At 32.1% G+C, this 23,237-nt stretch carries 22 protein-coding genes; 8 read left to right on the forward strand and 14 right to left on the reverse strand.

Annotation, left to right across the window (positions count from 1 at the left end; genetic code table 11):
• Nucleotides 1-104: 104 nt before the first annotated feature.
• From RT99_RS22865 to RT99_RS22910, 10 genes are all read right to left on the reverse strand, one after another.
• Nucleotides 105-2,558 carry a T9SS type A sorting domain-containing protein gene (locus RT99_RS22865; RefSeq protein WP_042567038.1) on the reverse strand — a complete coding sequence of 818 codons (2,454 nt, stop codon included), beginning with the start codon at nt 2,556-2,558 and terminating at the stop codon, nt 105-107.
• 125 nt (nt 2,559-2,683) lie between these two features.
• A complete protein-coding gene (locus RT99_RS22870; protein ID WP_042567039.1) occupies nt 2,684-3,112 on the reverse strand; it encodes a hypothetical protein in 429 nt (142 codons plus the stop codon).
• A 139-nt stretch (nt 3,113-3,251) separates the two neighbouring features.
• Complete coding sequence (sucD, locus tag RT99_RS22875) at nt 3,252-4,124, reverse strand: succinate--CoA ligase subunit alpha (RefSeq protein ID WP_007808093.1); 873 nt, start codon at nt 4,122-4,124, stop codon at nt 3,252-3,254.
• Between the two features lie 84 nt (nt 4,125-4,208).
• Nucleotides 4,209-4,571: a nuclear transport factor 2 family protein gene (locus RT99_RS22880; protein ID WP_042567040.1), complete on the reverse strand. Its 363-nt coding sequence runs from the start codon at nt 4,569-4,571 to the stop codon at nt 4,209-4,211.
• Nucleotide 4,572: 1 nt separating this feature from the next.
• Nucleotides 4,573-5,502, reverse strand: coding sequence for a UDP-3-O-(3-hydroxymyristoyl)glucosamine N-acyltransferase (locus tag RT99_RS22885; protein WP_042567041.1), 930 nt, complete (start codon nt 5,500-5,502; stop codon nt 4,573-4,575).
• A gap of 137 nt (nt 5,503-5,639) precedes the next feature.
• Nucleotides 5,640-6,206 (reverse strand): elongation factor P, encoded by a 567-nt coding sequence (gene efp / locus RT99_RS22890; protein WP_042567042.1) that lies wholly within the window; start codon nt 6,204-6,206, stop codon nt 5,640-5,642.
• 139 nt (nt 6,207-6,345) lie between these two features.
• Nucleotides 6,346-7,131, reverse strand: a complete 786-nt coding sequence (gene lpxA / locus RT99_RS22895; protein WP_029270176.1) for an acyl-ACP--UDP-N-acetylglucosamine O-acyltransferase — start codon at nt 7,129-7,131, stop codon at nt 6,346-6,348.
• 72 nt (nt 7,132-7,203) lie between these two features.
• Nucleotides 7,204-8,592: a bifunctional UDP-3-O-[3-hydroxymyristoyl] N-acetylglucosamine deacetylase/3-hydroxyacyl-ACP dehydratase gene (locus tag RT99_RS22900; protein ID WP_042567227.1), complete on the reverse strand. Its 1,389-nt coding sequence runs from the start codon at nt 8,590-8,592 to the stop codon at nt 7,204-7,206.
• On the reverse strand, nt 8,585-9,628 hold the full coding sequence (gene lpxD / locus RT99_RS22905; protein WP_042567043.1) for a UDP-3-O-(3-hydroxymyristoyl)glucosamine N-acyltransferase: 1,044 nt from the start codon (nt 9,626-9,628) through the stop codon (nt 8,585-8,587). Before lpxD ends, RT99_RS22900 begins: the two co-directional genes overlap by 8 nt.
• 39 nt (nt 9,629-9,667) lie before the next feature.
• Nucleotides 9,668-10,897: an HD domain-containing protein gene (locus tag RT99_RS22910; protein WP_042567044.1), complete on the reverse strand. Its 1,230-nt coding sequence runs from the start codon at nt 10,895-10,897 to the stop codon at nt 9,668-9,670.
• 219 nt (nt 10,898-11,116) lie between these two features.
• Here RT99_RS22910 and RT99_RS22915 point away from each other — a divergent pair, with 219 nt between their 5' ends.
• The 5 genes from RT99_RS22915 (at nt 11,117) to RT99_RS22935 (ending at nt 15,473) form a co-directional block, all read left to right on the forward strand.
• Nucleotides 11,117-12,670 carry a bifunctional response regulator/alkaline phosphatase family protein gene (locus RT99_RS22915; RefSeq protein WP_042567045.1) on the forward strand — a complete coding sequence of 518 codons (1,554 nt, stop codon included), beginning with the start codon at nt 11,117-11,119 and terminating at the stop codon, nt 12,668-12,670.
• A 100-nt stretch (nt 12,671-12,770) separates the two neighbouring features.
• Nucleotides 12,771-13,178 carry a tRNA (adenosine(37)-N6)-threonylcarbamoyltransferase complex ATPase subunit type 1 TsaE gene (tsaE, locus tag RT99_RS22920; RefSeq protein ID WP_042567228.1) on the forward strand — a complete coding sequence of 136 codons (408 nt, stop codon included), beginning with the start codon at nt 12,771-12,773 and terminating at the stop codon, nt 13,176-13,178.
• A gap of 114 nt (nt 13,179-13,292) precedes the next feature.
• Nucleotides 13,293-13,766 (forward strand): GNAT family N-acetyltransferase, encoded by a 474-nt coding sequence (locus RT99_RS22925; RefSeq protein WP_042567046.1) that lies wholly within the window; start codon nt 13,293-13,295, stop codon nt 13,764-13,766.
• 84 nt (nt 13,767-13,850) lie between these two features.
• Nucleotides 13,851-15,050 (forward strand): alanine dehydrogenase, encoded by a 1,200-nt coding sequence (locus RT99_RS22930; protein ID WP_042567047.1) that lies wholly within the window; start codon nt 13,851-13,853, stop codon nt 15,048-15,050.
• Nucleotides 15,051-15,086: 36 nt separating this feature from the next.
• On the forward strand, nt 15,087-15,473 hold the full coding sequence (locus tag RT99_RS22935) for a DUF4258 domain-containing protein (protein WP_042567048.1): 387 nt from the start codon (nt 15,087-15,089) through the stop codon (nt 15,471-15,473).
• Nucleotides 15,474-15,552: 79 nt separating this feature from the next.
• On the opposite strand, the gene RT99_RS22940 is transcribed toward RT99_RS22935, so the two are convergent.
• Nucleotides 15,553-16,218 (reverse strand): uracil-DNA glycosylase, encoded by a 666-nt coding sequence (locus tag RT99_RS22940; protein WP_042567049.1) that lies wholly within the window; start codon nt 16,216-16,218, stop codon nt 15,553-15,555.
• Nucleotides 16,219-16,353: 135 nt separating this feature from the next.
• Between RT99_RS22940 and RT99_RS22945 the strand changes: the two genes are divergently transcribed.
• The gene (locus tag RT99_RS22945) at nt 16,354-18,519 is read left to right on the forward strand and encodes a DNA mismatch repair protein MutS (RefSeq protein ID WP_042567050.1); all 2,166 of its coding nucleotides are present in this window, start codon (nt 16,354-16,356) and stop codon (nt 18,517-18,519) included.
• A gap of 301 nt (nt 18,520-18,820) precedes the next feature.
• The gene (locus tag RT99_RS22950) at nt 18,821-19,234 is read left to right on the forward strand and encodes a thiol-disulfide oxidoreductase DCC family protein (RefSeq protein WP_042567051.1); all 414 of its coding nucleotides are present in this window, start codon (nt 18,821-18,823) and stop codon (nt 19,232-19,234) included.
• A 413-nt stretch (nt 19,235-19,647) separates the two neighbouring features.
• On the opposite strand, the gene ettA is transcribed toward RT99_RS22950, so the two are convergent.
• The 3 genes from ettA to holA all read right to left on the reverse strand — a co-directional run bounded on the left by ettA (nt 19,648) and on the right by holA (nt 22,671).
• Nucleotides 19,648-21,339 (reverse strand): energy-dependent translational throttle protein EttA, encoded by a 1,692-nt coding sequence (gene ettA, locus RT99_RS22955; protein WP_042567052.1) that lies wholly within the window; start codon nt 21,337-21,339, stop codon nt 19,648-19,650.
• A 77-nt stretch (nt 21,340-21,416) separates the two neighbouring features.
• Nucleotides 21,417-21,599, reverse strand: coding sequence for a CAL67264 family membrane protein (locus RT99_RS22960; protein WP_035666747.1), 183 nt, complete (start codon nt 21,597-21,599; stop codon nt 21,417-21,419).
• Nucleotides 21,600-21,666: 67 nt separating this feature from the next.
• Nucleotides 21,667-22,671, reverse strand: coding sequence for a DNA polymerase III subunit delta (holA, locus tag RT99_RS22965; RefSeq protein ID WP_042567053.1), 1,005 nt, complete (start codon nt 22,669-22,671; stop codon nt 21,667-21,669).
• Between the two features lie 96 nt (nt 22,672-22,767).
• Between holA and RT99_RS22970 the strand changes: the two genes are divergently transcribed.
• On the forward strand, nt 22,768-23,220 hold the full coding sequence (locus RT99_RS22970; RefSeq protein WP_042567054.1) for a type I restriction enzyme HsdR N-terminal domain-containing protein: 453 nt from the start codon (nt 22,768-22,770) through the stop codon (nt 23,218-23,220).
• The last annotated feature ends 17 nt before the right edge of the window (nt 23,221-23,237 follow it).

A 23,237-nucleotide genomic window follows, 5' to 3' on the forward strand; every position in this document is an offset into this window, starting at 1 on the left:
CGCTCCTTACCTTTGATTATATCAGGGTTCTTAAATAAATGTTAAAAAATATTTTTATTTGAAGAACCTTACAATTGTGAGATTTTACAGATAGTTCTATAAGTTTATTCCTTAATAAATTTTGCAACAGAAGATCCTTTGTCTGTTTTAATTTTCAATAAATAATTTCCTGCTCTCAATCTTGAAACATCAATGGTAGAAACGTTTTTACCATTTGGAACAGCAATTATCAATTGTCCTAATACATCATAAACTGACACCGAATTTATTTCAATATTATTTTTTAAGGAAATATTCAAAACGTCTTTTGCAGGATTTGGATATATATTAAAATAATTAGAAAAATCGAAATCCTTAGTGCCAAGAGTTTTGAATGTAGAAGTTGCTTTATTAGTTAAGATTGGAAAATTATAATCAAAATAAATATTCGCCTCATTTGTAAACGAATCACCTACAGATAACGTTGGTAATGTTTTAATTTTAAAAGCAATATAACCATCATTATTAGCATCGTCGAATGGAAGTTTTATTTTTTCGAAAATGAATTCTACTTTATTTCCATCAGAAATTTTAGTGGTGTACGAATGACTTGAACTTGTGGGAACCAAAGTTGCAATATCAAATTTTGATAAATCGATCATATCTTTTACCACAATATTTTCAGCAGGATAATTTCCGGTATTTTCAAAACGAATCATATAATGAACATATTGTCCAATTAATTCCGGTTTAATCACATTTCCTTCCAGACACGTTTTATCGTTTGGATCATAAGAACCTACAACTGTTTGGTTGAGGCTAAAAGTGTTATCAACTGGTGTTTCATCAGTTCCTGAAAAATTTACAGAAGCTTTATATTTTAAAATGTCGCTGATATTTACGGCAGGAGTTTCTGTAGGGGAATTCAAATTGAATACAAATGAAATTTCTCTGGTTTCAAAAGGTTTTAAGTCGATAAATTCCCATGATAAACTGTTTAAAGATTGAGAAGAAATCACTGGATTTGAGTTTAAAAAATCTAAAACAGCATCATTAAAACTAAGGTTTACTGTTCCGGATTCTATACTATTTCCTTTGTTTTTATAAACTAATTTATATTGTGTATCAAAGCCTGGTATCGCATTTTGAATAGGAATTATGGTAACTTCTAAATCTTTATGAATACCTAATGGCGTAATGCAAAAATTCTGAACATAAGGATTTACAGTATTAGGCAATTCGACCTGAACAAAGGTTGGTGAAATGCTAAAATAAGCTGATTTTTCGATCGTTGGCGTAATAGTATAATTTCCCGCTGGCAGTTTAAGTGAATAATTTCCTGAATCATCGATTATACTTCCGCTTTTAACACCATCATTTACTGTAAACTTAATGTTTGGAGCAAGATTATCTAAAATATCACAACCATTATTATTGGCATCAACAATACTTTTTCCTGTAATTGTAAAATTTTCTCCTCCCGAAATAAAAGAACAATACGAATTTATAATACATTTCAAATCTTCTTCATCCATCAACTGTTCAATTAGTGATATCTCTTCTTCATCTGCACAAATATATTTTAGATTCTGATTTCCCCATATAGAACTATTACCATCCCTAACAGTTATATCACCATTTTTAATGAATAAAGATTCTAAAAAAGGATTATTATCTATGAAAAATTTAGATGGAGAGCTACTTAAATCTATTGATTTTAATAGAGTATTAGAAATCACTATAAATTTAATATTTGAGTTAGTTAAGTCCAAATTTGTAAGAGGATTGGTGTCTAGATTGACTACATCTACCTTTTTAGGTAGTTTTATGTTAGTTAGAAGATTATTCATGCATAAAATCCAGCTTAGATTTATTTGATCGGTTAAATCCAAATTTGTTAACTTATTCGAACTGCAAAATATTTGTTCTAAATTAACCATACCTTTCAAATCCAAAGAACTTAATTCGTTATTTGAACAATAAAGCCCAATCAGATTTGTAGAGTTTTTAACATCTAAATTTGTTAATTTGGCATTTGAGCAATCAATAGCCAATAAAGTGGAAGTGGCAGTAAATTCTAATTTTGTTAATGGATTGTCTGCACACATTAAACTTTGCAAAACATTCAAACCCTTTAGATCTAAACTCATCAATTGATTGTCGGAACAATCAAACTCTACCAAATTAATTAGTCCCAACACATTTAAATTACTTATTTGGTTTTTACTGCAACGCAGAATATTAAGACCAGACATTTCGCTAACGTTTAAATTTATAAGATTATTAGAATAACAATCTAATTGCGATAAATTACTAAAACTCTTAATTCCAACTAAAGATGAAATATTAGATTCACGCAAATCAAGAAAATAAACATTTAATCCTTCAGATAATTGGATTTCTCCATCGCCATTTATATCAATTTTTATATTTTTCTGATTTATATCTTTTGCAATTTCGTTAGATGCATCAGCTTCCAAAAGTTTAGCTTTAAAATTTGCATCAGGAATATTAATTATCTGAGCATTAATAGAAGAAAAAAAGCATAAAGCCAGTAACAATAAGTAGTTTTTTACCATAGTTTTGATTTGTTTTTGGATGCTAAATATATGACGCTCAAAATTTAAATCCTAACACTTAATAAAAAAAGCCTTACTAAATAAATAGCAAGGCTTTTCATGAAATTTTATTTTAAATCAGCTTTTTAAAAAGCTACATTCCATCTTGGTAATTTTGCATTTTCATCTAAGAAATTTTGCAAAACCTGTCCTTCAACTGCAGTTGGAATTGCTTTTACATCTACATTAAAAGTTTCGTACCAAACCACTTCAAGAGCTTCAATACTTTCTAATTTCATTTGTGCAGGCCATGAATATTTTCTTCCTGTTTTTGCAAATTGGTGTCCGTTTACGATTTTATCGTATAAACCTCCATTTTTGCTTTTCAAAGTCCCGTCGTTTTGAACAGTTCCTGTAGAAGCAACCATTATTAATTCTTTCGCATCACCTTCAACAGCATATACAACAAAAATTCCTGCACCACCTTCGGGAGCATTACAAACTTGTTCTAAACTATCTTCGATTGTAAAAGTAAAACTGTTGCTTACTTTAAACTTTTTTAATTCTTTGTACATATTTCTTTTTTTAAGCTTCTGAGGTTCTAAGAAACTGAGTTGCTAAGTTTTTAATTTATTCCTCTACATTTTAAAAATGTAAAAAAGTCTCAACAAATATTGAGACTTTTTTGGAATTTGTTATTTAAAACATTGGAGATTAACCCAATACTTCTTTTACTTTTTTACCAATTTCAGCTGGTGAATCAACAACGTGAATTCCGTTGTCTCTCATAATTTGTTTTTTAGCAGCAGCTGTATCATCAGAACCACCAACAATAGCACCTGCGTGACCCATTGTTCTACCAGCAGGAGCAGTTTCTCCGGCGATAAAACCAACAACTGGTTTACGGTTACCATCAGCTCTAACCCATTTAGCAGCATCAGCTTCTAATTGACCACCAATTTCACCAATCATAATGATGATTTCAGTTTCTGGATCGTTCATTAATAATTCAACAGCTTCTTTAGTTGTAGTTCCAATAATTGGATCTCCACCAATACCGATAGCTGTAGTAATTCCTAAACCTTGTTTTACAACCTGATCTGCAGCTTCATAAGTTAAAGTTCCTGATTTAGAAACGATACCAACAGTTCCTTTTTTGAAAACGAAACCTGGCATGATACCAACTTTTGCTTCTCCCGGAGTAATAACTCCCGGACAGTTTGGTCCGATTAATCTAGAATTTCTTTCTTTAACATAATTATTTGCTTTAATCATATCTGCTACAGGAATTCCTTCTGTAATAGCAATAATTACTTTAATTCCAGCGTCAGCAGCTTCCATAATTGCATCAGCAGCAAAAGCCGGTGGTACAAAAATGATAGATGTATCAGCTCCAGCTTGATCTACAGCATCTTTTACTGTATTAAAAACCGGACGATCTAAATGGCTAGTTCCTCCTTTTCCCGGAGTAACACCACCAACAACATTAGTACCGTACTCAATCATTTGAGAAGCATGGAAAGTTCCTTCGCTTCCTGTAAATCCTTGAACAATTATTTTGGAATCTTTATTAACTAAAACACTCATGATATATATTTTATGTAGTTTTTAAAATTGTGTTGCAAAAATAAGGTTTTGTAATCTATTTTAACCTTTTTGTCGTCAAAAAAATTAAGAAAATTGACTCATTTGATAACCGCGATAAAGTTTGTCATCTTTAATTTGCCAAATTGTAGCAAAATGAGCTAATAACATTTCTTCTCGTGGGTTTTCAATCGTTTTCACGAAATGTGAGTAACGTATTGAAACTAAATCATCTTCGGCAATTATATGGCTAATTCTCACCTTAGATCGCACATAAGCACGACTTAATTCATTGGCCATTGCGAGCATCGAATCATAATCCATCTCAATCAATCCTTTGGTACTATTCCAATCCAACTTTACATCGGGATGCAAATAAGTTTTCATGATTTCGCTATCAATTAAGGCATCCGACTTATAAAATTTTTGAACAAATTCTTTTATAGACATATTACTTCAATTTACTTAGAATTTCAGGAATCTTTTTGATATTGGCTAATTGTTTTAACTTTTCTCTTGATTCTTCTATTGGAGTTCCAAAATAAGATTTTCCGCCTTCAACAGATTTAGTAACACCTGTTTGCCCCATAATAACAGCCTTCGCTCCTATTGTAATACCGCTTGTGGTACCAACTTGTCCCCAAATAGTTACTTCATCTTCAATAACAACGCAACCAGCAATACCGGTTTGTGATGCAATTAAACATTTTTTACCGATAACTGTATCATGACCAACATGTACCTGATTATCAAGCTTAGTTCCCTCTCCAATTGTTGTATCACCTGTTACACCTTTGTCTATTGTACAAAGTGCACCAATGCCAACATTATTTTCGATCACTACTCTACCACCAGAAATTAACTGATCAAAACCATCCGGACGTTTTTTATAATAAAAAGCATCGGCGCCTAAAATAGTTCCTGCGTGAATAATCACATTATCGCCAATTACAGTATGATCGTAGATAGTAACATTTGGATGTATTATACAGTTTTTTCCAATTGTTACATTGTTTCCAACAAAACAATTAGGCTGAATTACAGTTCCTTCTCCAATATTTGCAGAAAGAGCAATCGAGACAGTTGTTGCCTGAAAAGGTCTAAAATGTTTGGTTAGGGTATTGAAATCTCTGAAAGGATCATCAGAAATCAAAAGTGCTTTACCTTCAGGACAATCTACTTTTTTATTAATTAAAACAATAGTCGCTGCAGATTGTAAAGCTTTATCATAATATTTTGGATGGTCAACAAAAACAATATCGCCTGGTTCGACAACATGTATTTCGTTCATACCTAAAACCGGAAAGTCTTGGTCTCCTATAAATTCGCAGTCAAGCAAATTTGCAATTTCTCGTAAAGAGTGAACTTTTGGAAATTTCATATTTTATAATTAGAAAATTTGTCAATTAGAGAATGTGTCAATTAGAAAATGTGTCAATTAGAAAACAAAATTATTCAATTTTCTGCTGCTGCATCAATTTTCTAATTGACTCATTGACAAATTATCTAATTAAAAAACTACTCTTTTACACGCTCCATGTAAGAACCTGAAGCTGTATCAATTTTAATTTTATCACCTTCGTTGATGAATAAAGGAACGTTTACAGTTGCTCCGGTTTCTACCGTAGCAGATTTTGTTGCATTTGTAGCAGTATTTCCTTTTACTCCTGGCTCAGCATAAGTAACTTCAAGAACTACAGAAGATGGCATATCTACAGATAAAGGCAAATCAGTTTCGGTATTCACCTGAACCATTACACTTGTACCTTCTTTTAACAATCCCGGAGCATCCAGAATATTTTTATTCAAAGAAATTTGCTCATAAGATTCTGTATTCATAAAATGAAACTCATCTCCTTCAGCATATAAAAACTGATAATTATGTGTTTCTACACGCACATCGTCAATTTTATGTCCTGCAGAAAATGTATTATCTAATACTCTTCCTGTAGTTAAACTTCTTAATTTTGTTCTTACGAAAGCTGGTCCTTTTCCAGGTTTTACGTGAAGAAATTCAACAATTTTATAAATATCATGATTGAATTTAATACACAATCCGTTTCTAATATCTGATGTAGATGCCATTTGTTTTTATTTTAGATTTTAGAATGTAGATTTTAGATTCCAAACGAATCGATAATCTGCATTTTATATTATTTTATATTTTTATATCAATATTAATGATGAAGCTAGAAATCTAAAATCAGAAATCTAAACTCTAAAATTAATAGTTTCCTGAATAACCTTTCATGATTCCTCTGGATGAATTTCTGATAAAATCTAAAATTTCATCTCTCTCAGGAGTAGCTTCCATTTCTGCTTCAATAATACTTAAAGCCTGAGTTGTATTGTAATTTTTTTGGTATAAAATTCTGTAAATCTCCTGAATTTCTCTGATTTTTTCAGTACTAAATCCTCTTCTTCTTAAACCAACCGAATTGATACCAACATAAGACAATGGCTCTTTTGCTGCTTTTGTATATGGCGGAACATCTTTTCTAACCAAAGATCCACCAGAAATCATAGCATGATCGCCAATATGAATAAATTGGTGAATCGCTGCCAAACCTCCAATTACGGCATGATTTCCTACCACAACGTGACCTGCAAGAGCAACTCCGTTTACAATAATAGCATTGTTTCCAATCTCGCAATCATGCGCAATGTGTGCATAAGCCATTACTAAACAATTGTTTCCCAGAATAGTTTGTCCTGAAGCAACTGTACCTCTATTTATAGTAACACATTCTCTAATAGTACAATTGTCGCCAATTATAGCAAGAGAATCTTCGCCACCAAATTTTAAATCTTGTGGCACCGCAGAAATTACCGCTCCTGGAAAAATATTGCAATTTTTACCAATTCGGGCGCCTTCCATAATGGTCACATTTGAACCAATCCAAGTACCATCACCAATAACAACATTATTGTGAATTGTTGTAAAAGGCTCAATTACAACGTTTTTAGCGATTTTAGCGCCAGGATGAACATATGCTAATGGTTGATTCATCTGTATCTTTTATATTTTATTAAAATAATCTAATTTGGGCAACAAACGTAAACAATAAATTTGATTAAATTATTATTGTTTTTTTACAATTTGTGCCATTAATTCTGCCTCGGTAACTAATTTACCATTTGCGTAAGCATTTGCCTGCATATGACAGATTCCCCTACGAATAGGAGAAATCAATTCGCATTTGAAAATTAATGTATCTCCAGGCAATACTTTATGTTTAAATTTAACATTGTCAATTTTCATAAAGTATGTTAAATAATTCTCAGGATCCGGAACTGTGCTTAAAACCAAAATTCCTCCTGTTTGAGCCATCGCTTCAACAATTAAAACACCCGGCATTACCGGAGCTTCAGGAAAATGTCCTACGAAGAAGTTTTCATTCATCGTAACATTCTTTAAACCAACTACGTGGCGGTCAGACATTTCTATAATTCTGTCAATCAACAAAAACGGTGGACGGTGTGGTAACATCGCCATGATTTTGTGAATATCCATTAATGGTTCTTGATTCAGATCATAAACAGGAACATGATTTCTCTGTTCTATTTTAATGATTTTAGCTAATTTTTTAGCAAACTGAGTATTTACGTAATGACCTGGTTTATTTGCAATAATTTTTCCCTGAATACGAACTCCTATTAAAGATAAATCTCCTATAACATCAAGCAATTTATGACGTGCCGCTTCGTTTGGATAATGCAAAGTCAGGTTATCTAAAACTCCATTTGGTTTTACAGAAATCTCTTCTTTACCAAAAGCTTTCTTTAAATTTGCCATTGTAGATTCAGAAATTTCTTTATCTACATAAACAATAGCGTTGTTTAAATCTCCACCTTTAATTAATCCGTGCTCTAATAAAGATTCTAATTCATGCAAAAAGCTAAAAGTTCTTGAATTTGCAATTTCAGCTTTAAAATCAGAAATGCTTTTAAGAGTAGCATTTTGAGTACCTAATACTTTCGTGCCAAAATCTACCATAGTAGTAACCTGATAATCATCACTTGGCATTACAAGAATTTCACTACCGGTTGCTTCATCAGTAAAAGAAATAACTTCTTTTACAACATAAACATTACGGCTTGCATCTTGTTCCTCAATTCCTGCTTTTTCAATTGCTTCAACAAAATATTTTGATGAACCGTCCATAATTGGAAGTTCAGAGGCATTCAATTCAATAATAATATTATCCAAATCACAACCAACAACTGCTGCCAAAACATGCTCAGGAGTTTGTATTTTTACACCTAATTTTTCTAAATTAGTTCCTCTTTGGGTATTAACAACATAATTAGCATCAGCTTCAATCACTGGCTGACCTTGCAAATCTATTCTAACAAAAGTGAAACCATTATCGATTGGAGCAGGTTTAAAAGTCATTGTAACTTCTTTTCCAGTATGTAATCCAACTCCTGTTAGTGAAATTTCATTTTTGATGGTCTTCTGTTTAACCATTATTTCCATTTTTTGGGTTTATTATTTGTTTTTTTAATTCGTCCAGTTCGGCAACAATTTTAGGTAAATTCTTAAAATGAACATATGATTTGTTAAAATCACCATATCCAAGCGATGGAGATCCTTGCAAAATCTCATCATCTTTGATGTTTCTTGCAACTCCCGACTGCGCCTGAAGTCTTACATTATTACCTATTATTAAGTGGCCTGCGATACCAACCTGCCCGCCAATCATGCAGTTTTCGCCAATTTTTGTAGAACCTGCAACGCCTGATTGAGCAGCAATTACAGTGTTTTTACCTATTTCTACATTATGGGCAATCTGAATTTGATTGTCTAATTTAACTCCTTTTCTAATAATTGTCGAACCCAGAGTTGCTCTGTCTATTGTAGTATTGGCACCAATATCTACATTATCTTCAATAATAACATTACCAATTTGTGGTACTTTACTATATACACCTTCTTCATTTGGTACAAAACCAAAACCATCTGCACCTATAATAGTTCCTGAATGTATGGTGCAATTATTACCAATTATGGTTTCAGAATATATTTTAGCCCCGGCAAAAATATACACATTATCGCCAATAACAACATTGTCGCCAATAAAACTGTTTGGATATATTTTTACATTATCCCCCAAAACTACATTCTGACCTACATAACTAAAGCTTCCTAAGTATAGATTTTCTCCATATTTAGTACCCTCAGATATAAAAGAGTGAGCTTCAATTCCATTTTTATTCAATTTTACCTGATTATAAAAATGCAAAAGTTTAGAAAAGGAAGCATATGCATCCTCCACTTTTATTAAAGTTGTAGTGATTTCGGCTTCGGGTACAAAGGTGTCATTAACAATAGTTACGCTTGCTTTTGTAGTATATATGTAGTTGATATATTTCGGGTTAGCCAAAAAAGTAAGCGATCCTTCCTCGCCTTCTTCAATCTTAGAAAGTCGAGAAACTTCTGCATTGGGATTCCCAACAACTTCTCCTTCTAAAATTCCTGCTATTTGTTCTGCTGTAAATTTCATCGCGACAAAAATATAAAAAATAGATTTTAAATGTTAATTTTAGATAAGTTGTTTTGGAAAACAGATGTAATATTTTGTGACCAGTTTAGATAACGATTTCAAATTCAACTGATCAGAGGCTTCAACAACGTCTTCAATTGTTTTATCTTTTTTCAAAATTCGTATTGGTTCTGCCTCTTTACTGTATGCCTGGTTTTTTATTTTACCTCTAAAAATAAAATATCCGGCATCTACAGCCGAAATATGATGTTCCTCTGCAAACTCTTCTTTTAAAGATTGGGATTCTTCCATCGGAATCTTTTCTGCACTCAGCTTTATCTTCAATAAATCTCTGTTAATGATCATTTTACTTAATGTAGAAAGTATAAAATCATCTTGTTTTTGCCAGGCTTTTAAAGCACTTATAATATCAAAATCATCTAATTGAGAAAACAAATCCAATTTTTCTGCATCAAAATTCTCTAATGTAATTTTGTTTTTCATGAAATACAAAAGAGGTTCACTGCAAGGCAAATTCACTCCTTTTAATGTAAGTTCTTTGGCTCTTTTCAAAACTTTCATCAAAATTAATTCGGCAACCAGACTTGTTTTATGCAAATACGCCTGCCAGTACATTAATCGTCTTGAAAGCAGAAATTTTTCAACAGAATAAATCCCCTTTTCTTCTATAACTAAAACGCCATCAACGACATTCATCATCTGAATTAAACGCTCAGAATTTACGTTTCCTTCTGCAACTCCCGTATAAAAACTATCACGTTTAAGATAATCCATTCGATCCATATCTAACTGACTTGAAATCAGTTGTAACATAAATTTTCTATGATATTCACCTTTAAAAACCTGAATAGCCAAACTCAATTTACCGTCAAATTCATCATTTAACTGATTCATGAATAATAAAGAAATAGCTTCGTGATTTACATCCTCTACAATACTTTTTTCCATTGCATGCGAAAATGGCCCGTGACCAATATCATGCAGCAAAATAGCAATCAGCAAAGCGCATTCTTCATCCTGAGAAATTGCAACTCCTTTAAAGCGAAGTGTTTCAATAGCTTTTTGCATCAAATGCATACACCCTAAAGCATGATGAAAACGAGTATGATTTGCTCCAGGATATACCAAATAAGATAATCCCATTTGCGAAATACGTCGCAAACGCTGAAAATACGGATGCTGAATTAAATCGTAAATAAGTTCGTTTGGGATGGAAATAAACCCATAAATGGGATCATTAAATATTTTTAATTTATTTATTTGGGTCACTATGTGGTTATTTTTTGGTCAACAAATATAAGTAATTAAGTATAAACAGCTTTGGGTTTTTAACTTAAAAAAATGCGATTTCACCTTATTAATTTCCTTAATGAAAATAGATCTAAAATTAATTTTGAAAAAAAACTGAATTTCTTATTCTGAATTTTATACTATTTTTAATACTTTTTAAGTTCTATACCTTTAAATTGCATTAAAATTAATTTGTTTATGGATAAGATTAAAATACTTTGGGTTGATGATGAAATCGATCTTTTAAAACCACATATATTATTTCTGGAAAAGAAAAACTACACGGTAACAACTTCTAATAACGGCCTCGATGCCATAGCTTTATTCGAAGAAGACAATTTCGATATTGTTTTTTTGGATGAAAATATGCCCGGAATGAGCGGCTTGGAAACACTTTCTGAAATGAAAGAAAAAAAGTCAGCCATCCCAATGATTATGATCACCAAGAGTGAGGAAGAATATATAATGGAAGAAGCTATTGGTTCTAAAATTGCTGATTATTTGATAAAACCGGTAAATCCAAATCAGATTTTACTGAGTTTAAAGAAAAATCTGGACCATTCAAGATTAATTTCAGAGAAAACTACTTTAGACTATCAAAAAGAATTTAGAAAAATTTCTATGGAATTGGCCATGGTTAATTCTTATGAAGACTGGGTAGAATTATACAAAAAATTGATTTTTTGGGAATTAGAACTTGAAAACATCAACGATCAGGGAATGATTGAAATTCTTGAATCACAGAAAGTTGAAGCCAATTCTCAATTCGGAAAATATATTGAAAGAAATTATGAAGATTGGTTTGAACCAAAAGCCGACAGGCCAATTCAATCTGATAACTTATTTAAAGAACTTGTTGTTCCTGAAATTAAAAAGAAAGACAGACCAGTTTTATTTGTTGTAATTGATAATTTGCGTTACGATCAATGGAAATCTTTTGAAACTGTCGTTGCCAATTATTACAAGTTAGAAAAAGAAGTTCCCTATTTCTCCATACTTCCAACAGCTACGCAATATGCCAGAAACTCGATTTTCTCTGGCTTAATGCCTGTCGAAATGGAGAAAAAATTTCCTGAATATTGGAAAAATGATGTTGAAGACGGAGGAAAAAACCTTTATGAAGCCGAATTTTTATCGGCACAATTAAAACGTTTAGGTTTAAATATAAAAGAAGATTATTTTAAGATCACCAATTATGCTGGTGGTAAAAAATTAGCCGAAAACTTTAAAGCCCTAAAAGGTAATGATTTGGTAACTGTAGTTTACAATTTTGTAGATATGTTATCGCACGCCAAAACAGAAATGGATGTTGTAAAAGAGCTCGCTTCTGATGATAAAGCCTATCGCTCGTTGACATTGAGCTGGTTTAAAAACTCACCGTTATTAGAAATTATTCAACAAGCTCAACTTTTGGGATTCAAATTAATCCTGACTACAGATCATGGAACGATCAATGTAAAAAACCCTTCAAAAGTTGTTGGAGATAAAAATACAAGTTTAAATTTGCGTTACAAAACGGGACGTAGTTTGACTTACGAGCAAAAAGATGTTTATGTAGTCAAAGAACCTAAAAAAATTGGTTTGCCTGCAATAAATATGAGCAGTTCGTTTATTTTTGCCAAAAATGATTTGTTTTTGGCCTATGTAAACAACTATAATCATTATGTAAGTTATTATAAAAACACATATCAGCATGGCGGAATTTCGTTAGAAGAAATGATTATTCCGTTTTTGGTATTCAATCCAAAATAAAAATATAGCCACGAATTTTCACGAATTGTTTTTTTATTTCAATGTAAAAAATTTGCAAAAATTAGTGAAATTCGTGGCAAAAAAACATCAAATACAAGCAATGAATATCGTTTTTTCATTAGATCAGATTCAAGAAGTAGCAGAGCAGATTTTAGCTCAAAATCCTAAAAAAATCATTCTTTTTAACGGAGAAATGGGTGTTGGAAAAACTACTCTCATCAAACAATTATGCAAAAGTTTAGGAGTTGAAGATGCCACAAGCAGCCCGACTTTCTCTTTGGTTAATGAATACTACACCCTTAATAACGATATAGTATATCATTTTGATTTTTACAGATTAAACAAAGAAACCGAAGCGCTTGATATGGGAGTTGATGATTACTTATATTCAGGAAACTGGTGTTTTATTGAATGGTCTGAGAAAATTGCAAATCTAATTCCTGAAGAACATTCTACGGTTACAATTGAGTTATCTGAAGATGGAAAACGTAAACTTGAATTAGTTTAAAAATTATTCCACAGAGCTTCACAAAATTTACACAGAGAAACGCAAAAGAATAAAAAAACTTTGTGTGCCTCTGCGAAATCTTAGCTAATCTCCGTGAAACAACACACATATATAATGAACATCCAAAATACCGTAGAAATAATTCCCTTTTCAGAAGATTTAAAAGAACACATCAAAACATTAAACTTTGAATGGCTAAAAAAATATTTTAGAGTTGAAGATCAGGATGAATTAACACTTTCAAATCCGCAGGAAGAAATTATTGATAAAGGCGGAATGATTTTTTTTGCCAAATATAATGATGAAATTTTGGGAACAGTTTCTTTAATGAAAGTTAATGACAAAACTTTCGAATTGAGCAAAATGGCTGTTTCCGATAAAGCACAAGGACTGGGAATTGGAAATAAACTTTTGGTACATTCTATAGCTGTCGCAAAAGAAAATAACATCAAAAAACTGCATTTATATTCGAATAGAATCCTGCTTCCGGCGATTCATCTTTATGAAAAATTTGGCTTTGTCGAAGTTCCTTTAGGGAATGTAAATTATGAAAGAGCCGACATCAAAATGGAAAAGATAATTCCTTAATATTAGCTTTTAGTATTAGCAGAAAATTTGCACTAATTTTAAAACTTTTTACGTAATTTGTACCTCTAATTTTTCGCACAACCCATGTCAATAACCTTAACTCCATTTACGAAACAACAATTGTTGCCACAAGAAGAAAAACTTGAAGTTGGCCGATTTAAAAGAGAACTATTCATAGGAATACCGAAGGAAACTAGTTATCAGGAACGTCGTATTTGCCTGACACCAGACGCAGTAAATTCGTTAACATACGAAGGACACCGCGTTATGATCGAGTCAGGAGCCGGAGAAAGTTCAAGTTATTCTGACAAAGAGTATAGCGACGCAGGCGCGGAAGTAACAAAAGACACTAAAAAAGTTTTTGGTTGTCCAATGTTGCTTAAAGTTGAGCCGCCTACTCTGGCTGAAATCAAAATGATTAATCCCGAAACGATTATAATTTCGGCTATTCAGTTAAAAACCAAAAAGAAAGAATACTTTGAAGCGTTAGCGCAGAAAAAAATAACAGCACTTGCATTTGAATATATCAAAGATGAAGACGGTTCTTACCCGGCTGTAAAATCTTTAAGCGAAATTGCAGGAACAGCTTCTATCCTAATTGCATCAGAATTAATGATTACAGATGAGTTTGGAAAAGGGCTTTTATTCGGAAATATTACCGGCGTTCCTCCTACCGAAGTTGTAATTTTAGGAGCTGGAACCGTTGGCGAGTTTGCAGCAAAAACCGCAATTGGCCTTGGTGCAAACGTAAAAGTTTTTGATAATTCGATTACAAAATTACGTCGTTTGCAAAATAATTTGAATCAAAGAATTTTTACTTCTACAGTTCAGCAAAAAGCACTATTAAAAGCTTTAAGACGTTGCGATGTTGCTATTGGTGCGATGCGTGGTAAAGAACGCTGCCCGATTATAGTTACAGAAACAATGGTAGAGCATATGAAAAAAGGTGCCGTAATTGTAGACGTTAGTATTGATACAGGTGGTTGTTTTGAAACTTCGGAAGTTACAACACACGAAAAACCAACTTTTATAAAGAGTAATGTTTTACATTATTGTGTACCAAATATCCCATCAAGATATTCCAAAACTGCTTCATTATCAATAAGTAACATCTTAACTCCTTACTTACTTCAAATTGCCGAAGAAGGCGGTTTAGAAAGTTCGATCAGATGCAATAAAGGACTTAAAAACGGGGTTTACTTATACCACGGAATCCTAACAAATAAAGCAATTGGCGAATGGTTTGATTTGCCGGATAACGATATTAATTTACTTGTATTTTAAAAGAACTTTAATGTACCTTTGCCAAAAAATTTACTCATGAAGTTCGTACATCGTTTTGCTTATTATTTAATTGGTCTTATTATGGGATGCTTTTTTGTAGCCCTTGTTTTTAGCGGAAAAGATACCCGTTGCAATTATTTTCCAAATGCCAGAGTTTTAAATAACTTAAGAACCAAACCTTTTCAATATTCTGATAAAGCAATTCAAACTTTGAACGAAAAATGGGTTGATACCGCAGATGTAAAAAACACATTGACTTACGGAGATGTTGATTTTGACCAAAGTAATGTGCCGTTAAAAAAAGGAAAACTTTATATTATAGAAGGAAAAACAGTTAAAAATCAAGAAATTATTTTAAAAGTAATTAATTACGAAAACAAAGCTGTTTTAGACGAGATTGTTAAAAAACCTATAGAAAAATAATAAACTCAGATTTCACGAATTTTTACAAATTGAATGTTTTTTCAAATACTAATTAGTGAAAATTCGTGAAATTAGTGTTTTACCATTCAATCTCTTTCATTCCCTTCGATTTCAAAAACTCATTCGTCTGGCTAAAATGTCTGTTTCCAAACCAAAATCCCCTATTGGCACTTAAGGGAGAAGGATGTCCGGACTTTAAAATATGATGTTTTGAAGCATCAATCAAAGCCGCTTTCTTTTGGGCAAAACCTCCCCAAAGTAAAAAAACAACATTTTCACTTTCTGCAGAAATTTGTTTAATAACAGCATCTGTAAATTTTTCCCAGCCTTTTCCCTGATGGCTTCCAGCTTCAGATTGGCGAACTGTTAAAGTAGCATTTAAGAGAAAAACTCCCTGATCAGCCCAACGCTCCAGATTACCGGTTTTAGGCATTGGCTTATTTAAATCTTTTTCGATTTCTTTGAAAATATTTTGAAGTGATGGAGGAAAAGGAATATCGTCATTAACTGAAAAACACAACCCATTTGCCTGATTAGGTCCATGATAAGGATCCTGACCTATAATAACAACTTTTACCTGATCAAAATGACAATGATCAAAAGCGGAGAAAATCTGACTGCCTTTTGGATAACAAACCTTGGTTGTATATTCAGATTTCACAAAATCAATTAATTCTTTGAAATAGGATTTTTCAAATTCTTCATTTAAAACTGGTTTCCACGAAGAATGCATTTTTATGTCCATGATAATTTTTATTGCGAATTTCAGAAATTTTTAAGTAAAATCATATTTACAAAGCCATAAAATTTAGGCAATAAGTTTGTCGAATTCAATCATACTATTTTCGTACTTTTGCATGTACTTTATTAAAGGAATTAAATGATTAGTATTACCGAAAAAACATTACAAGATTTACAATTTCCAACAGTTCTCGAAACCATTTCTGCAGGCTGTAATACCGATATTGGAAAAGAAAAAGCTTTACAAATAACACCATTTAGAGATAAAGAAACTTTGATGCAGGCTTTAATGCAAACATCAGAATATGTTTCGTCTTTTGAAAATAATAACGCAATTCCGAATCACGGATTTGATGCCATTACGCATGAAATAAAATTTCTGGCAATTGAAGATAGTTTCCTGGAAGTTGGAAGTTTTAGAAAAATTGCAACGCTTTCATCAACAGCAAATTTTTTATTGAATTTCCTTAAAAAATTCGATGATTATTATCCGAATTTAAATACAAGAGCTTCAAGAGTTGAATATACTAAAGATATTGTTACTCTTATTGATGCCATTGTAGACAAATATGGTGAAATAAAAGACAACGCTTCGCCTGTACTTTTGAGCATTCGCCAAAATATGAATATCGTTCGCGGAAAAGTAAACCAAAGTTTTGGAGTTGCTCTTACCCACAACAATAGTCTGGGTTATTTAGATGATATCAAAGAAAGTTTTGTTCAAAACCGTCGTGTTTTAGCCGTTTTAGCCATGTATCGTCGTAAAGTAAAAGGTTCTATTTTAGGAAGTTCCAAAACAGGAAGCATTGCTTACATCGAACCAGAAGCTACTTTGCAATATTCCAGAGAATTAGCGAATCTTGAATACGAAGAAAAAGAAGAAATTACCAGAATTTTAAAGCAATTGTCAAATCAGATTCGTCCGTTTTTGCCAATATTAATTGAATATCAGGAGTTTCTAAGCGATATTGATGTTGTTGCAGGAAAGGCAAAATATGCTAACAGAATCAACGGAATTTTACCAACTATAACTGAAGAAAGAAGATTGTTTTTTAGAGAAGCATATCATCCGATTTTATATCTGAATAACAAACAAAAAAATGAAGTTACGCATCCGCAAACAATTGAATTAAAACAAGATAACCGAATTATTGTAATTTCAGGACCTAATGCGGGAGGAAAAACAATTTCGCTTAAAACCGTTGGCTTATTACAATTGATGTTACAATCAGGAATGTTGATTCCGGTTCATGAAAGAAGTGAAACTTTCTTATTTGATAGGATTTTAACTGATATTGGAGATAATCAATCTATTGAAAATCATTTGAGTACTTATAGTTACCGATTAAAAAACATGAATTATTTCCTGAAGAAATGCAACAAGAAAACCATGTTTTTAATTGATGAATTTGGTACTGGTTCTGATCCTGAATTGGGTGGAGCTTTGGCTGAAATTTTCTTGGAAGAATTTTACCATCGTGAAGCTTTCGGGATTATTACAACGCATTATTCTAATTTGAAGATTTTAGCCAACGAATTGCCTTTTGCTACAAATGCGAATATGATGTTCGATGAAAAGTCTTTGGAACCAATGTACAAATTAGCCCTCGGTCAAGCCGGAAGTTCTTTTACTTTTGAAGTTGCCTTGAAAAATGGAATTCCTTTTGGATTAATTAATCGTGCCAAAAAGAAAATCGAAGTTGGAAAAGTTCGTTTTGACAAAACCATTGCAACACTTCAAAAAGAGCGATCTAAATTGGAGAAAACTTCTATAAATCTTAAAGAAGAAGAAACAAGAGCTCGTGAAGAAAGTAAAAAGATGGAGAACATCAATGTAAAAATCAAACAGAAATTGGAAAGCTATCAGGAATTATATGACAGCAACCAAAAGACAATTTACATTGGTCAGAAAATCGAAGACATTTCAGAGAAATATTTCAACAATAAAAACAAAAAAGAACTTATTGGAGAATTTTTGAAAATCATAGAAATTGAAAATTCAAAACGTAAAAAAGCTACTCCAAAAGAAGCCAAAGCTATAATCGAAAAGAAAAAAGAAGTTATTGCCGAAGTTTCGGTACAAGTTGAAGAAATCAGAAAAGAGAAAAAAGAAAAGAAACTTAAACCCGTTATCGAAAAACCAAAACCAATTTTAAAAGTTGGCGACAGAGTTAGAATGCTTGACGGAAGATCTGTTGGAAGTATTGATTCTATTGAAAAAAATAAAGCTACAGTCAATTACGGAATTTTTACTTCGAAAGTAAGTTTGGATGAATTGGAATTTGTTGAAGCTGGTAAAAAATAAAATTTTTAGTTTTTCTGTGGCAGTTTTCAGTGTTGAAATGTCAAATTTTACTCAAAAATCAAAATAAGACGATTTAAGAACTGATTTTAAAAAATACGATTTGGAAGATGTAATTTTTTATAAAATTAATTATAAACAGTTTATGGATGTGTTTTTTGATTTGTAGAATTTATAGTAATTTTAGTTTTAATAGAATTAATCGATACATTAAAAAAACACAATCTTCTCAGAAATGACAAAAACGTATCCAGCTTTGTCAAAGTTTTAACCTTTGACAAAGCTTTACCTAAAAACATTCAAAATGCAAAACCTTCCACCAAATAAAAAAATAATCCTCTTCGATGGCGTTTGCAATTTATGCAACGGAGCTGTTCAGTTTATCATCAAAAACGATAAAAAGGATATTTTCAGATTTGTAGCATTACAATCAGAATTGGGAATTGAGATTTGTAATTATATTGGCGTTGATCAAACTAAAATTGACAGTATTATTTTATATAATCCTGGTGTGGCATATTATTATAAATCAACTGCGGCTATTGAAATTGCGGAAGAACTTGGTGGAATTTATTGTTTGATTTCTGTTTTAAAAATATTCCCGGAAAAACTTCGAAACTATATTTATGATTACATTGCTAAAAACCGCTACAAATGGTATGGTAAAAAAGAAAGCTGCATGATTCCTACTCCGGAATTGAAGGCTAAGTTTTTATAAAAATCGGCCCACGGATTTTTACGGATAAAGCCGATTTACACAGATTTTATTTATTTTTTATTCTCATTTTATGTCATCCCGAGGAACGAGGAATCTTCGTAAGTAACTCTACAATCTTAATACATACTTTAGATTATTTCTTTGCGGGACTTCGTCTTCGCTCAGTCTGACATGGAATACGATTAATAGAAAAAATTCTTATGAAACCTAGTGCCCTAGCCCTGATAGAAGCGGTATCCTTTTATTTTTTTTCTTTAGAAAAAATAAAAGATACGAGCGGATAGCAGGAAATAGCTCCTTACTCTTCGACTTCGCTCAGAGTGACATTTGGGTAAAATTTTCCAATAAAAAATCCCAAACTTCAATCTTTATAATTGGAATTTGGGATTTTTAATTTAAAAATTCATCAGAAACTACCTAATCAACTTTCTGTATTTCAAACGTTTTGGAGTTAAATCACCACCTAAACGTTTCTTTTTATTTTCTTCATATTCAGAGAAACCTCCTTCGAAATAATAAACTTCAGAATCTCCTTCGAAAGCTAGAATGTGAGTACAAATTCTGTCTAAGAACCATCTGTCGTGCGAAATAATTACGGCACAACCTGCAAAATTCTCCAAACCTTCTTCAAGGGCACGAAGTGTATTTACATCTAAATCATTCGTAGGCTCATCTAATAAAAGTACGTTTCCTTCTTCTTTCAAAGTCATTGCAAGGTGCAAACGGTTACGCTCACCACCTGAAAGCATTGATACTTTTTTATTTTGCTCACCTCCACCAAAGTTAAAACGAGATAAATAAGCTCTTGAGTTTACTTGTTTTCCACCCATCATAATTAATTCCTGACCATCGGCGAAATTTTCCCAGATTGATTTATTTGGATCTATATTAGAGTGTGACTGATCTACATAAGCGATTTTTACAGTTTCTCCAACTGAAAATTCTCCGCTATCCGTTTTTTGTTCACCCATAATCATTTTAAAAATGGTCGATTTACCAGCACCGTTCGGTCCGATAATTCCAACAATTCCGGCTTGTGGCAAAGTGAAATTCAAATTATCATATAATAATTTATCTCCAAAAGCTTTGGCAACATTTTTTGCTTCAATAACATTCGTACCTAAACGTGGACCATTTGGAATATAGATTTCCAAGTTTTCATCCAGCTGTTTTTGGTCTTCGTTTAATAATTTATCGTAGTTCTGTAAACGTGCTTTTTGTTTTGTCTGACGACCTTTTGCTCCCTGACGAACCCAGTCCAACTCGCGTTCTAACGTTTTTCTACGTTTAGAAGCTACTTTTTCTTCTTGTGCCATACGGCTTGATTTTTGGTCTAACCAGGAAGAATAATTTCCTTTCCATGGAATACCTTCTCCTCTATCTAGTTCTAAAATCCAACCAGCAACATTATCAAGGAAATATCTATCGTGCGTTACCGCAATTACAGTTCCTGCATATTGTGCTAAATGTTGCTCTAACCATAGAACAGACTCAGCATCAAGGTGATTGGTAGGCTCATCAAGAAGTAATACATCTGGCTGTTGCAACAACAAACGACATAAAGCTACACGACGACGCTCACCTCCTGAAAGGTTTTTAATTGGTGTATCACCTTCTGGTGTACGCAATGCATCCATTGCGATTTCTAATTTTGTATCGATTTCCCAAGCGCCAAGAGCATCAATTTTATCTTGCAAAGCTGCCTGACGATCCATTAACTTATCCATTTTATCAGGATCGGAATAGTTTTCTTCAAGACCGAATAAATCATTAATTTGATTGTATTCTTCTAAAACCGCCATAGTTTCAGCAGCTCCTTCACGAACAATTTCGATAACCGTTTTAGAATCATCAAGAATTGGCTCTTGCTCTAAATATCCTACAGTATAACCAGGTTGAAAAACAACATCTCCCTGATAGTTTTTATCAACTCCTGCAATAATTTTTAATAAAGAAGATTTTCCTGAACCATTAAGTCCTAAAATACCAATTTTAGCACCATAAAAGAAACTCAGGTAAATATTTTTAAGTACTGGTTTGTCTGCTCCCTGATAGGTCTTACTCAATTTCTGCATTGAGAAAATTACTTTCTTATCGTCTGACATTTGTTTATTTTTATTTTAATTAATTATTTTCTATTGATTGTATATTGCAATTGATTTTTTGCAATTAATATTTTTTTTTAGACTCTACCTTTTAATGCATTAAAAACCCAGGCATTAGCAAAAAAACCAACACCTACTGCTACAAACCCCCAGCCAGAAACATCTCTGTATCTAAAAGCGCCAAGACCTATAAGCAACAATCCCATAAGTATCATTATAAAAGTAGCCCATCCTAAAACGGTATTTTTATTCATTCCCATAATTGTGTAATTATTATTTTTAAGTAGTAAAATTTTTAGAAAGGCAAATATCGTGAATTTTAACGGCTTAATTAAATATTTTGTAAAGCATTTCTTTTAGTAAATCTGATTGTGGTAAAGCATTTGCTCCTACTCCTTTACTTTTAACATCGACATCGCGCAAAGCCCCAACAATCTGACTCACTTTTCGCATCGGATAATTTTTAATTGCCAAATCATATTCCTTTAAAAAATAAGGATTTACACCAATTGCCGCCGCTACATTTTTAGGATTTTTATCTTTAAGTCCGTGGTATTTTAAAAGTTGAACAAAAAATCCAAAAACCAGTCCGGTTGTCATTACCAAAGGATATTCTTTGGGATTATGAGCAAAATTTTCTGCAATTTTATAGGCTTTCAATTGATTACGTTCACCAATTGCTTTTCTCAATTCAAAAACATTGTAATCTTTACTAAAACCAATATTTTCCTCAATATGCTGCGGTGTAATCATCGTTCCTTGTGGCAAAATGATTTGAAGTTTCTCCAGTTCATTGTTGATTTTACTTAAATCAGTACCTAAGAATTCTACCAGCATGGCATTTGCTTTTGGGTCAATTGTGTATTTTTTTCCAGCCAAAACGCGCTTAATCCAATCACCAACCTGGTTTTCGTACAATTTTTTACTTTCGTAAACAATTCCGTTTTGCGCTAATAATTTAGTGACTTTTTTACGTTTGTCAAGCGTTTTATATTTGTAGCAAAAAACCAAAACAGTTGTTTCCATCGGGTTATTTACATACGATTCGATTTTATCAATTGTTCTGGATAAATCTTGTGCTTCTTTTACAATAACAACCTGACGGTCAGCCATCATAGGATAGCGCTTGGCCGTTGAAACTATATCTTCAACAGAAACATCTCTTCCGTATAAAACAGTCTGATTGAATCCTTTCTCTTCTTCAGAAAGTACATTTTGTTCAATATATTCAGATAATTTATCAATATAATAAGGCTCCTCGCCCATTAAAAAATAAATTGGTTTTATATTTCCTGCCTTTATATCATTAACAATTTTTACAACTTCGTCCATTCAAAATTTTGTTTCAGGTTTAAAGTTTCAGGTTTATAGCTTCAATACTTGAAACTTTAAACTTGAAACCTGAAACCATTTTTATATTTTTGCTTTATGTTAAAGCTAAATTTCCCTACTTATACTTTCCGATTCAAAAATAGCGAAAATAAAGTGTCTATTTTTGATGAAATCAGGAAAAAATTTATCATTCTTACTCCAGAAGAATGGGTTCGCCAACATGTTGTTCATTATTTAATGAATGAAAAAAAATACCCAAAATCACTCATAAACGTAGAGAAAGTTTTGACAATAAACGGATTACGAAAAAGATATGATATTGTAGTTTTTAATTCTGATGGTTCTATACATATATTAGTAGAATGCAAGGCACCTGAAGTAAAAATATCACAAGCAACTTTTGATCAAATTGCCCGTTATAATATGACAATGCAGGCACGATTTTTGAAAGTCACAAATGGTCTGAGTCATTATTACTGCCAGATGGATTTTGAAAACGAAAAATATGAGTTTTTAAAGTCTCTACCGGATTATAAAGAAATTTACTAAATAATAAAAAAATACTT

The organism is Flavobacterium sp. MEB061 (assembly GCF_000834715.1).
Lineage (GTDB): Bacteria > Bacteroidota > Bacteroidia > Flavobacteriales > Flavobacteriaceae > Flavobacterium > Flavobacterium pectinovorum.

What these genes read in the sequence shown, in the direction of transcription:
- sucD (WP_007808093.1), bottom strand. Translation starts at nt 4,124, where the DNA reads ATGAGTGTTTTAGTTAATAAAGATTCCAAAATAATTGTTCAAGGATTT.
- RT99_RS22870 (WP_042567039.1), bottom strand. Translation starts at nt 3,112, where the DNA reads ATGTACAAAGAATTAAAAAAGTTTAAAGTAAGCAACAGTTTTACTTTT.
- RT99_RS22885 (WP_042567041.1), bottom strand. Translation starts at nt 5,502, where the DNA reads ATGAAATTTCCAAAAGTTCACTCTTTACGAGAAATTGCAAATTTGCTT.
- RT99_RS22930 (WP_042567047.1), top strand. Translation starts at nt 13,851, where the DNA reads ATGTCAATAACCTTAACTCCATTTACGAAACAACAATTGTTGCCACAA.
- ettA (WP_042567052.1), bottom strand. Translation starts at nt 21,339, where the DNA reads ATGTCAGACGATAAGAAAGTAATTTTCTCAATGCAGAAATTGAGTAAG.
- RT99_RS22960 (WP_035666747.1), bottom strand. Translation starts at nt 21,599, where the DNA reads ATGGGAATGAATAAAAATACCGTTTTAGGATGGGCTACTTTTATAATG.
- RT99_RS22900 (WP_042567227.1), bottom strand. Translation starts at nt 8,592, where the DNA reads ATGGTTAAACAGAAGACCATCAAAAATGAAATTTCACTAACAGGAGTT.
- efp (WP_042567042.1), bottom strand. Translation starts at nt 6,206, where the DNA reads ATGGCATCTACATCAGATATTAGAAACGGATTGTGTATTAAATTCAAT.
- RT99_RS22880 (WP_042567040.1), bottom strand. Translation starts at nt 4,571, where the DNA reads ATGTCTATAAAAGAATTTGTTCAAAAATTTTATAAGTCGGATGCCTTA.
- tsaE (WP_042567228.1), top strand. Translation starts at nt 12,771, where the DNA reads ATGAATATCGTTTTTTCATTAGATCAGATTCAAGAAGTAGCAGAGCAG.
- RT99_RS22935 (WP_042567048.1), top strand. Translation starts at nt 15,087, where the DNA reads ATGAAGTTCGTACATCGTTTTGCTTATTATTTAATTGGTCTTATTATG.
- RT99_RS22915 (WP_042567045.1), top strand. Translation starts at nt 11,117, where the DNA reads ATGGATAAGATTAAAATACTTTGGGTTGATGATGAAATCGATCTTTTA.
- RT99_RS22970 (WP_042567054.1), top strand. Translation starts at nt 22,768, where the DNA reads ATGTTAAAGCTAAATTTCCCTACTTATACTTTCCGATTCAAAAATAGC.
- lpxD (WP_042567043.1), bottom strand. Translation starts at nt 9,628, where the DNA reads ATGAAATTTACAGCAGAACAAATAGCAGGAATTTTAGAAGGAGAAGTT.
- RT99_RS22945 (WP_042567050.1), top strand. Translation starts at nt 16,354, where the DNA reads ATGATTAGTATTACCGAAAAAACATTACAAGATTTACAATTTCCAACA.
- RT99_RS22925 (WP_042567046.1), top strand. Translation starts at nt 13,293, where the DNA reads ATGAACATCCAAAATACCGTAGAAATAATTCCCTTTTCAGAAGATTTA.
- holA (WP_042567053.1), bottom strand. Translation starts at nt 22,671, where the DNA reads ATGGACGAAGTTGTAAAAATTGTTAATGATATAAAGGCAGGAAATATA.
- RT99_RS22950 (WP_042567051.1), top strand. Translation starts at nt 18,821, where the DNA reads ATGCAAAACCTTCCACCAAATAAAAAAATAATCCTCTTCGATGGCGTT.
- RT99_RS22940 (WP_042567049.1), bottom strand. Translation starts at nt 16,218, where the DNA reads ATGGACATAAAAATGCATTCTTCGTGGAAACCAGTTTTAAATGAAGAA.
- lpxA (WP_029270176.1), bottom strand. Translation starts at nt 7,131, where the DNA reads ATGAATCAACCATTAGCATATGTTCATCCTGGCGCTAAAATCGCTAAA.
- RT99_RS22865 (WP_042567038.1), bottom strand. Translation starts at nt 2,558, where the DNA reads ATGGTAAAAAACTACTTATTGTTACTGGCTTTATGCTTTTTTTCTTCT.